Genomic DNA, 12289 nt, shown 5'->3' with positions numbered 1-12289 from the left:
ACAGATGGCGCAAAACTGTATGCCCATCGGGCTACCTCCAGGCGTGGAGCAGTTCGTCGGTGGTGGTCACCGTCGCCAGCAGTGACAGCGTGTTGTGGATGACGGCGCTCGCGTACTCGGTCGGGATCCCGGCCACGGCGTCCCGGGGGACGACCACCCGGTAGCCCGCGTTGACGGCGTCCATCACCAGGTTGGTGATCGCGACATTCACCGACACCCCCACCGCGACGATGGTGCGCACGTCCAGGTTGCGCAGGATCGGATCGAGATCGGTGCCGCCCATCGGGCCCAGGCCGTGCCAGCGCCGCAGTACCAGATCGGTTGGCTGCAGGTCGATCTCGGCAACCGGTTCGGCCCCGGAGCTGCCCGGGGTGATGTCGACACCCGCGGCGCCGACGGCGAACAGCTTCGCGTTGAGGTTGGAGCCCCGGCCGTCGGCACGCCGCTGGACCAGGCAGTGCACGATCGAGGTCCCTGCCGCTCGCGCCGCCGGCAGCAGGCGGGCGATGTTGGGCAGCGCCTCCCGCCGCGCCTCGTCGGCCAGCGCCGCCAACCCGGCGTCGGGACCCACCACGGCGCCCTGGCATTCCTGCGTCACCACCGCCGTGTGCGCGGGGGCGACGAGTTCGGCCAGCGGGATCCTCATAGGCTGGTCGCCCCTACCGGCGGCACCTCGCCGGGCGGCTGGGCGGGAACCTCGTAGAAGCGCTGGGCCCATTTGCGCAGGGCCATGTACGGTTTGGCGTCGACCTTGGCCAGCGGCGGATTCTCGACGTACTTCTGGTAGCGCCAGATGTCGCAGTCCTCCCACACGGTCTTGAGGAACTGCCGCTCCACCTTGTCGATCACCTGCGGCGGCGGCACATCGGATGTCTCGCCCGGCAGCTTCGGCCACCAGATCGAATAGAACATGTCGGACACCTCGTCGTCGACAGGCGTGCAGGCGAAGATCAACCGGTGGTTCGACTGCCCTTCGAACGCGCTCATCGCGAACCCGAGCCCGGAGAAGTGGCTGTGGATCTTCAGCGCCATCTTGTCGGGGTCGTCGCTGCGGGCGTCCGGCCAGCCGGTCAGGAACCGCCACTCCTCGTCGACGTGTTCCCAGTGCAGGCAGACCGGCGTCACGGACGCGCCGTGCACGTAGCGGAAGTGGGAGCTGTCGGGCCCGTTCTCGGCGACGATCTGCGGGTGCACCGGGATGGCGTCGGCGCGGCTGGAGAACTCCGGGTAGGGCCGGTAGTACGCGTTGGCGTCCGTCTCGAACTGCGGGAACTTCCGGAAGATGTCCGGCAGTTCCCACTGCGGTTCACCGCCCTGTGGCTGGTACCACACGAAGATGCAGCCGTACTGCTCCCTGACCGGGTAGGACCGCAGGCGCAGGCCGCGGTTGGGGCGGTCGGGCTGGTAGGGGATATAGGTGTTGGCGCCGTCGGGGCCCCATCTCCAGCCGTGGAAGGGGCACTCCACGCAGGCGCCGACGACCTTGCCGCCGTGGCCGATGTGCGCGCCGAGATGCTTGCAGTGCGCTTCGAGGACGTGCAGGTCGCCGGATTCGTCCCGGTAGGCCACCAGGTCCTCGCCGAAGTACTTGAGCGCCTTGACCTCACCGACCGCGTACTCCGCCGACCACCCGATCATGAACCACCCGGTGACCTTCCAGGTGAAGGGGACCTTCATTGCGACTCCTCGAGACGGATCGGCCGGATCCACCCGCACGCTCCAGTGGATATCGATACTGTAACAGCGACAGTATGCCGAGCCCGGAGGAACCGTGACGATCGAGGATGGCCCCGCCCGTGTCGACGCACTCGTCGTGGGAGCCGGGTTCTCCGGCCTCTATGCGTTGCACCACCTGCGGGAGCTCGGCCTGCGTGTGCAGGTTCTGGAGCGGGCACCCGACGTGGGTGGTACCTGGCTGTTCAACCGCTATCCGGGGGCCCGCTGCGACATCGAGAGCATCGAGTACTCGTACAGCTTCTCCGAGGAGATCCAGCGGGAATGGGTGTGGACGGAGACCATGCCGGCCCAGCCCGAGATCGAGGCGTACCTGAACTTCGTCGCCGACCGGCTCGACCTGCGCCGGGACATCGCGTTCGGCATGAACGTCGTCGCGATGACGTTCGACGCGGACGCCGGCGAGTGGTCGGTGCGGACCGAGACGGGGGAGTCGTTCGTCGCGCCGTTCGTCGTCGCGGCCACCGGGATCCTGTCGGTGCCGCTGGAACCGGCGATCCCCGGGATGGACACCTTCGGCGGCCGGTCGTTGTTCACCAGCCGCTGGCCCGACGGCGGCGTCGACCTGATCGGCGAGCGGGTCGGGGTGATCGGCACGGGGTCCACGGGCGTTCAGCTGATCCCGGTGGTGGCCCGGGAAGCGGGACATCTCACGGTGTTTCAACGCTCTCCGGCCTACACGCTGCCGTGGGAGGTGCGGAAGTTCGCACCGGGTGAGCTCGACGAGCTGAAAGCCCGTTACCCCGAGATCCGCGCCGCCCAGCGCGAGCACCCGGTGGGGGCGGCGCGGCTGAGCGCGTTCTCGGTCCTGCTGGACATGCTGACCAAACCGGCGCTGAAGACCGCCTCCGAGCAGGAGCGGCTGCGCGCTGTCGAGCAGAACGGCATCATGGGCGCACTGAACTGGGGCGACCTGTTCTTCGACATCGAGGCCAACCGGATGGCCGCGCAGTTGTACGGGCAGGCCGTGGGCCGCATCGTCAAGGACCCCGACACGGCCAGGGCGCTGACACCGAGCCACCCGTTCGCGTGCAAACGGCCGATCATCGACCAGGGCTACTACGAGACCTTCAACCGCGACAACGTGACGCTGGTCGACCTGCGCACCGACCCGATCGTGTCGGTGCGGCCCGGCGGTCTGGAGACCGAGCGCGGCTTGCACGACCTCGACGTGATCGTCTATGCGACGGGATTCGACGCGATGACCGGGGCGCTGAGCCGCATCGACGTCCGCGGCCGCGGCGGGGTGTCGCTGGGCCGGTTCTGGGCCGAGGAGGGCCCGCTGAGCTATCTCGGTCTCGCGGTCGCCGGCTTCCCGAATCTGTTCACCATCCAGGGTCCCGGAAGTCCGTCGGCGGCAGCCAATTTCGTTGCGGCGCTGGAGCAGAACGTGGAATGGATCGGCGCCTGCGTGAGCTACCTGCGCGAGCACGGGTACCGCACCATCGAAGCGCTGCCCGAGGCGCAGCACGACTGGATCGAGGAGGCCACCGCGTTGGTGGCGCCCACGGTGCTCGTCCACCCGTCCTGCAACTCCTGGTACAACGGCGGCAACGTGCCCGGCAAGAAACGCATGTACATGGGCTACACCGCGGGCATCCCGGAGTACCGCCGCAGATGCGACGAGGTCGCGCAGACCGGCTACAGCGGTTTCAAACTCGCGTGAGGGTCACCGAACGGATCCGGCGGATCGCCGGCGATTTCGCCGGTGTGATGCCGCGGGCGCACTCCGCGGTCACCGCCGACGCCGGCTGGAACCCGTTGTCACTGACCGGGGTTCGGCAGTTCGGCGAGGTCGTCCTCGACGAACTGGCGCTGACGGGCATGACGTTGACGGCACCGCCGCCGGCACTCGAGCGTCCGGTGCAGTCGTGCACCGCCGCAGCGGCCGAGCTGTCGTCGCTCGGAGTGGGCGGGGCCAACGTCGACCCGGACCCGCTGCGCGTGCGCTGGTCGCGGCGGCGCCGGCTCGGCCGCCAGGTCTACGAGCAGATCGGGTTCGACCACGAGCCCCGCCTGCCGACGACGTTGGCGCAGTTCGGCGGACCGGCGACCGCGGTGGTGCATCTGTGCCGCGAAACCGACATCCGCAGGCCGTGGTTGGTGTGGGTGCACGGCGCAGGCCAGGGTCAGCCGGTCGATCTGCTGTTCTCACGGGCACGCCGCCTCCAGGACGAACTCGGGTTCAACGTCGCCCTCCCGGTGCAGCCGGGCTGCGGTGTCCGGCGCGGGAAATGGCCGGAGTACCCGAACATGGACCCGCTGGCCAACGTCGCCGGCATGATGCGCGCCGTGTCGGAGGTGCGCGCCCTCGTCCGCTGGCTGCGGCCGCAGGCGGCGGCGGTCGTGGTGGCCGGGGTGTCGATGGGAAGTCCGGTCGCCGGCCTGGTCTCGCACCTCGAACCCGTCGACGCGGTCGCGGTGTACACGCCGATCTTCAACCTCAACACGATGATCGCGGCGCACCTCGGTCGGTGGGGTCCTTCGGTGAACGACACCGTCGCGCTGCTGTCTTCTGACACGGTCGAACAGGTGATGTCCGCGGTCGACTACCAGTCGGTGGAGCCCACCCCCACACGCGAGCGCAGGCTGATCGTGGGCGCGTGGCACGACCGGATGGCCCGGCGCGAACCCGCCCTTGCGCTGCACGACCGCTGGGGAGGGCAGCTGTACTGGCATCGCGGCAGCCACGTCGGACATCTGTTCGCCGGCGGAGTGCAGGCCGCCTCCGAGGAGTTGCTCCGCGGGGTCACCGACCAGGTGACGTCGTGAAATCGGTTGAGCCTGGGGCCGGTTCATCGTGCGCCGTACTCGCGGCACTCTTGCATGTTAAACACCGCGCCTCTAACTTAGTTGCGCAGCGTCAAATAAATGTGGGAGGTCACCGATGACTTCGGGTGGGATGACCGACGCACGCGATTCGACGCCGGTGCCGGGTGATGTCACCGCATTGACGCCGCAATGGCTCACCGAGGTGTTGCGCACCGATGCCGCACTGTCCGGAACGAGCACCGTCTCCGACGTCCGCGCCGAACGGATCGCCGAGGACTCCGGGTTCTCGTCGCTGCTCTACCGCCTGCACCTCACCGGGACCGGCGACGTGCCTGCCACGCTGATCGCCAAACTGCCCGCCGAATCCGAGGCGCGTGGTGCGATGGAGCTGCTGGACGGCTACCGGCGCGAGCTCCGGTTCTACCGGGACGTGGCCACCCGCGCTCCGATCGACACCCCGCGGGTCTACGCCGCACGGATGGCCGAGGACTCCGTCGATTTCGTGCTTCTCCTCGAGGATCTGCGGGACTGGGACAACGCCGACCATCTCGCCGGCTTGTCGATAGACCGCGCCCGGCTGGCCGTGGCGAATCTGGCGGCCCTGCACGCGTGGTCGGTCGACCCTGCCAATGCCGCTGCGCTGCAGGGCTTTCCGAGTCTTTCCACACCTGTCGTACGTGATCTGCTGGTACCGGCCTTCGGGGCGGGCTGGCAGGTCTACCGGGACAGGTCCGGCGCCGCCGTGCCGCGTCGCGTGGCAAGGTTCGCCGAGCGGTTCGCAGAGATGGCGCCGCAGGCGCTGTCGGCGCTGACCGAGCATTCGATGCTGCTGCACGGTGACATCAGGGCCGACAACATGTTCTTCGACGGTGACCGGCTCAAAATCGTCGACTTCCAGTTCGCCTCGGTCGGGTGCGGCGCCGCGGACATCGGCTACCTGGTGAGCCAGGGTCTGCCGACCGGCATCCGCCGGGGCCACGACGAATCCCTGGTGCGGGAGTACCTCGGGATGCTGCGGGACCACGGGCCGGCGCCGTACGGATTCGACGCCGCGTGGCGGCACTACCGGTTCGCGGTGGCCTATCTGATGGTGCTTCCGGTCATCACACTGATCGGCTGGGACACGCTGCCCGAACGCTCCAGGGCGCTGTGCCTGGAACTCACCACGCGTGCGATCGCCACCGCGGACGACATCGACGCGGCGGAGGTGTTCGCGTGACACGGACGGCGCGTGAGGTGGTCGAGCAGTACAACCTCGTCGTCTGGAATCAACGCGACTTCGCACTCGCCCGGGAACTGATGGGCGAGACGGTGATCCGGCACGAGGTGGGGGAGTCGACCACGCTGACCCACGAGCAGGCGGTGGCCCGCATCGTGGACCACTGGGAGATGTTCGAGACCATCCGCTTCGATCTCAACCTGGTGGTCGCCGGCGACGACGGCGAACATGTGGCGATCGTGTACCAGTCGCCGATGAAGCTCAAGGACGGCACCGAGACGACGATCAGCAGTATGGAGATCTTCCGCGTGGTCGGTGGCAGGATCACCGAGGTCTGGAATTGCGGCTACAAGCAAGGAGTTTGGGCGTGACGGAAGCGACGCTGGATGAGCTGGGCTACTACCTGCTGGCCGGGGCCGGCGGCGAGGGTCCCGCCACGCTGGTGGACGAGGCCCGCCGCGGCGAGGAACTGGGCTTCGGAACCGGGTTCATCTCCGAGCGGTGGAACGTCAAGGAGGCGTCGTCGCTGACCGGTGCGGCGCTGGCGGTGACCGGCCGGATGCAGATCGCCACGGCGGCCACCAACCACAACACGCGTCATCCGCTGATCACCGGGTCGTGGGCCACCACCATGCACCGGCTCTCCGGAGGGCGGTTCACCCTCGGGATCGGCCGCGGTATCGGCGCGATCTACAACGCGTTCGGGATACCGACGGTGACCACCGCCCAGATGGAGGATTTCGCGCAGGTGATGCGCAGGCTGTGGCGCGGCGAGCTGATCTTCAACCATGACGGACCCCTGGGCAAGTACCCGGTGCTGTTCCTGGACCCCGACTTCCGCGAGGACATCCGGCTGGCGATCGTCGCGTTCGGTCCGCAGACGCTGGCATTGGGCGGCCGCGAGTTCGACGACGTCATCCTGCACACCTATTTCACCCCCGAGACGCTGCAGCGCGCGGTCAAGACCGTCAAGGACGCCGCCGAACAGGCCGGTCGTGACCCGGCCTCGGTGCGGGTGTGGTCGTGCTTCGCGACCGTCGGCGACCACCTGCCCGAGGAGCTGCGGCTGAAGAAGACCGTCGCCCGGCTGGCCACCTACCTGCAGGGTTACGGCGATCTGCTGGTGAACACCAACGGCTGGGATCCCGCTGTGCTGCAGCGCTTCCGGGACGACAAGGTGGTGCAGTCGGTCGGCGGCGGCATCGACCACAAGGCCACCACCGAGCAGATCGAACACATCGCGACGCTGATCCCGGACGAATGGCTGGAGCCGTCCGCGACCGGATCGCCCCAACAGTGTGTGGACCGGGTGCGCAAGGAATTCGACTACGGCGCCGACGCGGTGATCATGCACGGCGCCACACCCGACGAACTCGAGCCGATCGTCGCCGCCTACCGCGCTTCCCTGTGATTTGGGCGTAGTTGGTCAACGCCTGATTGACGAACTACGCCGAGATCGCGGGGAACGGAACCCGCCGCCGCCCTGGTGCGTCTGATCCGGTGTGCTCAACGAATTGCTTCGTTCCCACGACGGGGTGATCACGCTGGCGCAGGCCAACCGGGCAGGCCTGAGCAGGCAGTCGGTGCACCAGCGGGTGCAGGCCGGGGCGTGGCGCCGGTGCGCGCGTGGTGTCTACTTCGTCGACGACCGCCCGTTCACCGACGCGGCGCGTGTCCGGTCCGCGGTGTGGTCCTTCGGCGAGCGGGCTGCGGCCAGTGGACTGGCCGCGGCGTGGTGGCATGGGCTGACCCGCTTCGCGCCCGACGACGTCGAGGTGACGGTGCCCCGCAGCAGCAGCGGGCGTCAGCGCACCGGTGCGCGCCTGCGCCGGCGCGATCTCGCACCGACCGACGTGGTCGAGTGCAGGGGACTGCAGGTGACGGCTCTGCCCCTGACGGCGATCGAGGCGGCGGTGCGTGGCCGCGGCAACCGCGGGCTCATGGATCGAGCGCTGCAGGGTGACTCGACACTGCCGCAGCTGTGGAGTGCGCATCTGCGGAACAAGGGGCGTCACGGTTCGCCGGCCGCACGTATTCTGCTGCAGGCCGCCGCTGACGGTGCGCGCTCGGAAGGCGAGCGGATCCTGCTGAAACTGTTGCGGGCGGCCGACATCAGTGGATGGCGCAGTAATGCACGGCTGGGGAACTATGTCGTCGATGTGCTCTTCCGCGATGCGCGGGTGGTGATCGAAGTGGACGGCTGGGCTTTCCACGTCGACCAGGAGACCTTCCACAGTGACCGCACACGACAGAACGCCATCGCGTTGAAGGGCTGGCAGGTGCTGCGCTTCACCTGGCTGGATCTCACCGAGTATCCCCAACGGGTCATCGCCACGATCCGCGCCGCGATTCGGGCGTAGTTGGTCAACCAGGCGTTGACAAAGTACGCCCAAATCGCCACCGGGTCAGGGGGTGATCACCGTACGGGTCACCGGTTGCGCAGCGGCCTGGCGGCTGTGGAGGCCGCGCTCAAGCGCATCGAGCAGCACATCCCGGGTCTCCTCGGGATGGATCAGGTCGTCGAACCCGAGGTGTCCCGCCGAGCGGAACGACGCATCCACCTCGGCCTGGCGCAGTTTGGCTTCGACGTCCTCGGTGGCGTGCGAGGCCCGGCTCAGCGCCGCCGCGCTCATCGCCCCCATGGTCGCGCCCGGGTAGGCGAACGTCGCGCTCTGGTTGTCGAAACCCAGCAGCGACATCACCATCGAGCCGAATCCGTACGCCTTGCGCAAGGTCACATGCAGTTTCAGTGTGGTCGCGGCGGTCTGGGCGGCGAACATGCGGGCACCGCTGCGCAGCACTCCGGTCTTCTCCGAGCGGCTGCCGGGCAGCATCCCCGGGTTGTCGGCCAGGAACACGATCGGCAGGTGGAACGCGTCGGCGACCATGATGAAGTGCGCTGCCTTGTCGGCGGCGTCGGCGTCGATCGAGCCGGCCAGCACTTTGGGCTGATTGGCCACTACCGCCACCGGGTGGCCTCCCAGGTGGGCCAGCGCCGTGATCATCGCAGGCCCGAACTTCGGCTGCACCTCGAACCAGTCGGTGTCGTCGAGGACGACGTCGAGCACCGCACGCATGTCGTACACCCGCCGGTTGCCGCGCGGCACGATGTCCAGCAGCTCCGGTGTGGACCGCCGCGCCGTGGCGGCACCGGCCGGGAGCGACGCCGGGTACGACCACGCGCTGGACGGGAAGTACGACAGATAGCGGCGGATGTCGTCGAGCACGGCGACGTCGTCGTCCCCGAGGTTGTGGATCACCCCGCTGGCCAACGCCACCGACGGCCCGCCCAGATCCTCTTTCGAAATCTCCTCGCCGGTGGACTCTTTCACCACCGGCGGACCCGCGGTGAAGATGGCGCCCTGCGTGGTCATGATCGTCCAGTCGCATACCGGTGCCACCAGTGCGCCGTGCCCGGCCGACGGACCGAACAGCCCGCTGACCGTGGGCACCTTGCCCGAGCACTGCGCCTGGGCCAGCAGATCGGTCGGGGTGCGCCCGTAGTGCTCACCGCTGGGCCGGAACCCTGCGCCCTCCAGCAGCATCACCAGCGGAACGCGGTCGCGCAGCGCCAGCTCGGCGAGGCGGTAGCGCTTCGCGTTGCCGCCGGGCCCGATGCTGCCGGCCAGCGTGGTGAAGTCCTCCGCGCCGACCAGCACCGGCCGGCCGTCGACCAGACCGGAACCGGTGACGATGCCGTCGGCCGCGATGTCCCCGCCCACCAGGGTGCCGAATTCGCGGAACGAGCCCTTGTCCAACAGGCGGTCGATCCGGCCGCGCGCGTCGAGTTTGCCCTTGCCGTGATGCTTGGCGAGGCGTTCGTCGCCGCCCATGGACCTGGAGTGCTCCCGCCGGCGCATCAGCTCGTCGAGGGTGTCCTGCCAATCCCTGGCACTGGCCATCCGCAGACTCCTGTCCTCGGCACGCGGTTCGCAACGTTGACCTTACTGAATTGCTTACTGTAGCTTCGTGCAGCATGGGTGCTGGAGGCGGCCTGAAGGTGGACGCGGCCGTCGTCAGTCAACTGTCCCACGTTCCCGCCGCGGCGAGAACCCTGGAACGGCGGGGCTACGACGGTTGCTGGACGGCCGAGATCAACCATGACCCGTTCCTGCCGCTGACGTTGGCGGCCGAACACACCCACACCATCGAACTCGGCACCAGCATCGCGGTGGCGTTCGCGCGGAACCCGATGACGGTGGCCCAGGTCGGTTGGGACCTGCAGGACTACTCGTACGGCCGGTTCATCCTGGGCCTGGGATCGCAGATCCAGCCGCACATCGAGAAGCGGTTCAGCATGCCGTGGGGCAGGCCGGTGGCCCGGATGAAGGAGTTCGTGCTGGCGCTGCGCGCGATCTGGGCGTGCTGGGGAGACGGCGCCCGCCTGGACTTCGACGGCGAGTTCTACACCCACAAGCTGATGACGCCGATGTTCGTCCCGCCGCGGCAGCCGCACGGTGACCCCAAGGTGTTCGTCGCCGCGGTCGGGAACCGGATGACCGAGATGTGCGGGGAAGTCGCCGACGGCATTCTCGCGCATGCGTTCTCGACGCAGCGCTACGTCCGCGAGGTGACGATCCCGACGTTGGCGCGGGGCCTCGAGCGGGCGGGCCGCGAGCGCGGTGACATCGAGGTCGCCAGCCCGTTGTTCGTCGTCACCGGCCACGACGAAAGGCAGCTGGCCGCCGCCGCGGTCGCAGTCCGCAAGCAGATTGCGTTCTACGCCTCCACCCCGGCCTACCGCAGCGTGCTGGAACTGCACGGCTGGGGCGATCTGCAGACCGAGATGCACCGGCTCTCCCGGCAGGGCGACTGGGACACGATGGGATCGCTCGTCGACGACACCATCCTCGAGGAGTTCGCGGTCGTCGCGCTGGTCGACGACGTGGCGGACAAGATCCGGAAACGGTGCGACGGCCTGATCGACCGTGTGCTGGTCGGCTTTCCGCCCGCCATCGACGAGGCGACGGTGGTCGACCTGGTCACCGATTTGCGCAACGGCGCATGACGAAGGAGATGTGATGAGCGTTCGAATCGCCGACGAAGCAGCCGGGGTCTTCGCCGACCCCAGCGCCTACGCCGACGAGGCGCGGCTGCATGCGGCGATGACCCACCTGCGCGCCAACGCACCGGTGTCGTGGGTGGAGGCCCCCGGCTACAACCCGTTCTGGGCGATCACCAAACATGCCGACATCATGGCCATCGAGCGCGACAACACCGTGTTCACCAACTCGCCGCGACCGGTGCTCACGACGGCAGAAGGCGACGCCCAGCACGAGTCGATGGGCATCAGCACCCTGATCCACCTCGACGATCCGCAGCACCGCAAGGTCAGGGCGATCGGCGCCGACTGGTTCCGGCCGAAGGCGATGCGGGCGTTGAAGGTTCGCGTCGACGAGCTGGCGAAGATCTTCGTCGACCAGATGTACGACCGCGGCGGCGAATGCGACTTCGTGCAGGAGGTCGCCGTGAACTTCCCGCTGTACGTCATCATGTCGCTGCTCGGCATCCCCGAATCCGACTTCGGGCGCATGCTGACCTACACCCAGGAGCTGTTCGGCAACGACGACGCCGAACTGCAGCGCGGTGCCTCGATGGAGGAACGCGGGCTGGCGCTGTTCGACATGTTCAACTACTTCAACGAGATCACCGCGGCGCGGCGGGCCCAGCCCACCGAGGATCTGGCCTCGGCGATCGCCAACGCCCGCATCGACGGTGAACCGCTGTCGGACATCGACACGGTGTCCTACTACCTGATCGTGGCCACCGCCGGACACGACACCACCAGCGCGACAATCTCGGGAGGCCTGCAGGCGCTGATCGAGAACCCCGGCCAGTTGCAGCGGCTGCAGCAGAATCCCGAGCTGTTGCCGTTGGCGGTCGAGGAGATGATCCGCTGGGTCACCCCGGTCAAAGAGTTCATGCGAACGGCCCAGCAGGACACCGTCGTTCGCGGCGTGCCGATCGCGGCGGGGGAGTCGGTGCTGTTGTCCTACCCGTCCGGCAACCGCGACGAGGACGTGTTCACCGACCCGTTCCGGTTCGACGTCGGACGGGATCCGAACAAGCACGTCGCGTTCGGGTACGGCGTCCACTTCTGCCTGGGCGCGGCGCTGGCGCGCATGGAGATCAACAGCTTCTTCGCCGAGCTTCTGCCCCGGCTGGAATCGGTCGAACTGGCCGGCAGGCCCGAGCACATCGCGACGGTTTTCGTCGGCGGGCTCAAGCACCTGCCGATCCGGTACACGCTGACACGCTGACCTCCGACTACCCGCCGAAATGGCATTCCAGCAGAGAAAGTTCGAGTGGGCCCCTGCTGGAATGCAATTTCGGCGAAGGGGGGCTGGCCGCTAGTCGGAGCCGGAGTTACCGCGTGCGGCGGCCTTCAGCGCGTCGAAATGCCCTGCACCACCGCCCCGTTCCCCCGCCTTGTGGTGCGAGAGGGCTTGGATGGAGACGTCGTGTCCTTCGGCGGCTTTGCGCAGGGCGCCGACGGTGGCCTGGTCTTTGGGGATGTGGGTGAACGGGTCCCAGTGATACCAGCGCATCGCGTTCTGATAGGTC

At 68.2% G+C, this 12289-nt stretch carries 11 protein-coding genes and 1 pseudogene; 8 read left to right on the top strand and 4 right to left on the bottom strand.

Annotated features, from left to right (window positions below; translation table 11 throughout):
- Positions 1 to 31 precede the first annotated feature (31 nt).
- Both ASJ79_RS00060 and ASJ79_RS00055 read right to left on the bottom strand, forming a co-directional pair.
- Complete coding sequence (locus ASJ79_RS00060; RefSeq protein ID WP_067952214.1) at positions 32 to 646, bottom strand: isochorismatase family protein; 615 nt, start codon at positions 644 to 646, stop codon at positions 32 to 34.
- Entirely contained in the window at positions 643 to 1677 is a 1035-nt protein-coding gene (locus ASJ79_RS00055) for an aromatic ring-hydroxylating dioxygenase subunit alpha (protein ID WP_067952213.1), read from the bottom strand. The genes ASJ79_RS00060 and ASJ79_RS00055 overlap by 4 nt, the downstream gene beginning before the upstream one ends.
- Positions 1678 to 1771: 94 nt before the next feature.
- Here ASJ79_RS00055 and ASJ79_RS00050 point away from each other — a divergent pair, with 94 nt between their 5' ends.
- The 6 genes from ASJ79_RS00050 (at position 1772) to ASJ79_RS00025 (ending at position 8085) form a co-directional block, all read left to right on the top strand.
- Positions 1772 to 3400: an NAD(P)/FAD-dependent oxidoreductase gene (locus ASJ79_RS00050; RefSeq protein WP_067952212.1), complete on the top strand. Its 1629-nt coding sequence runs from the start codon at positions 1772 to 1774 to the stop codon at positions 3398 to 3400.
- Positions 3397 to 4506, top strand: coding sequence for an esterase (locus tag ASJ79_RS00045; RefSeq protein WP_067952211.1), 1110 nt, complete (start codon positions 3397 to 3399; stop codon positions 4504 to 4506). Before ASJ79_RS00050 ends, ASJ79_RS00045 begins: the two co-directional genes overlap by 4 nt.
- A 130-nt stretch (positions 4507 to 4636) precedes the next feature.
- Positions 4637 to 5725, top strand: a complete 1089-nt coding sequence (locus ASJ79_RS00040) for a phosphotransferase (RefSeq protein ID WP_067952210.1) — start codon at positions 4637 to 4639, stop codon at positions 5723 to 5725.
- A complete protein-coding gene (locus ASJ79_RS00035) occupies positions 5722 to 6096 on the top strand; it encodes a nuclear transport factor 2 family protein (RefSeq protein ID WP_067952209.1) in 375 nt (124 codons plus the stop codon). Before ASJ79_RS00040 ends, ASJ79_RS00035 begins: the two co-directional genes overlap by 4 nt.
- A complete protein-coding gene (locus ASJ79_RS00030) occupies positions 6093 to 7136 on the top strand; it encodes a TIGR03857 family LLM class F420-dependent oxidoreductase (RefSeq protein ID WP_067952262.1) in 1044 nt (347 codons plus the stop codon). Before ASJ79_RS00035 ends, ASJ79_RS00030 begins: the two co-directional genes overlap by 4 nt.
- 91 nt (positions 7137 to 7227) lie before the next feature.
- Positions 7228 to 8085 carry a type IV toxin-antitoxin system AbiEi family antitoxin domain-containing protein gene (locus ASJ79_RS00025; RefSeq protein WP_067952208.1) on the top strand — a complete coding sequence of 286 codons (858 nt, stop codon included), beginning with the start codon at positions 7228 to 7230 and terminating at the stop codon, positions 8083 to 8085.
- A gap of 45 nt (positions 8086 to 8130) precedes the next feature.
- On the opposite strand, the gene ASJ79_RS00020 is transcribed toward ASJ79_RS00025, so the two are convergent.
- Positions 8131 to 9627, bottom strand: coding sequence for an acyl-CoA carboxylase subunit beta (locus ASJ79_RS00020; protein ID WP_067952207.1), 1497 nt, complete (start codon positions 9625 to 9627; stop codon positions 8131 to 8133).
- A 74-nt stretch (positions 9628 to 9701) separates the two neighbouring features.
- Between ASJ79_RS00020 and ASJ79_RS00015 the strand changes: the two genes are divergently transcribed.
- The gene (locus ASJ79_RS00015) at positions 9702 to 10733 is read left to right on the top strand and encodes an LLM class F420-dependent oxidoreductase (RefSeq protein ID WP_197420019.1); all 1032 of its coding nucleotides are present in this window, start codon (positions 9702 to 9704) and stop codon (positions 10731 to 10733) included.
- 13 nt (positions 10734 to 10746) lie between these two features.
- Positions 10747 to 11985 (top strand): cytochrome P450, encoded by a 1239-nt coding sequence (locus ASJ79_RS00010; RefSeq protein ID WP_067952206.1) that lies wholly within the window; start codon positions 10747 to 10749, stop codon positions 11983 to 11985.
- A gap of 90 nt (positions 11986 to 12075) precedes the next feature.
- Here the strand turns inward: ASJ79_RS00010 and ASJ79_RS32970 are convergent.
- Positions 12076 to 12289: pseudogene (locus tag ASJ79_RS32970) on the bottom strand (amidohydrolase); the annotation flags it as partial.

It is taken from the genome of Mycobacterium sp. NAZ190054 (assembly GCF_001545925.1).
GTDB lineage: Bacteria > Actinomycetota > Actinomycetes > Mycobacteriales > Mycobacteriaceae > Mycobacterium.
The sequence above is the reverse complement of the archived record's forward strand: the minus strand, read 5'-3'. Positions and strand labels throughout refer to the sequence as shown.

Bases quoted from the DNA above. Each gene is read 5' to 3' on its own strand.
- ASJ79_RS00055 (WP_067952213.1), bottom strand. From the start codon at position 1,677: ATGAAGGTCCCCTTCACCTGGAAGGTCACCGGGTGGTTCATGATCGGG.
- ASJ79_RS00040 (WP_067952210.1), top strand. From the start codon at position 4,637: ATGACCGACGCACGCGATTCGACGCCGGTGCCGGGTGATGTCACCGCA.
- ASJ79_RS00020 (WP_067952207.1), bottom strand. From the start codon at position 9,627: ATGGCCAGTGCCAGGGATTGGCAGGACACCCTCGACGAGCTGATGCGC.
- ASJ79_RS00060 (WP_067952214.1), bottom strand. From the start codon at position 646: ATGAGGATCCCGCTGGCCGAACTCGTCGCCCCCGCGCACACGGCGGTG.
- ASJ79_RS00015 (WP_197420019.1), top strand. From the start codon at position 9,702: ATGGGTGCTGGAGGCGGCCTGAAGGTGGACGCGGCCGTCGTCAGTCAA.
- ASJ79_RS00010 (WP_067952206.1), top strand. From the start codon at position 10,747: ATGAGCGTTCGAATCGCCGACGAAGCAGCCGGGGTCTTCGCCGACCCC.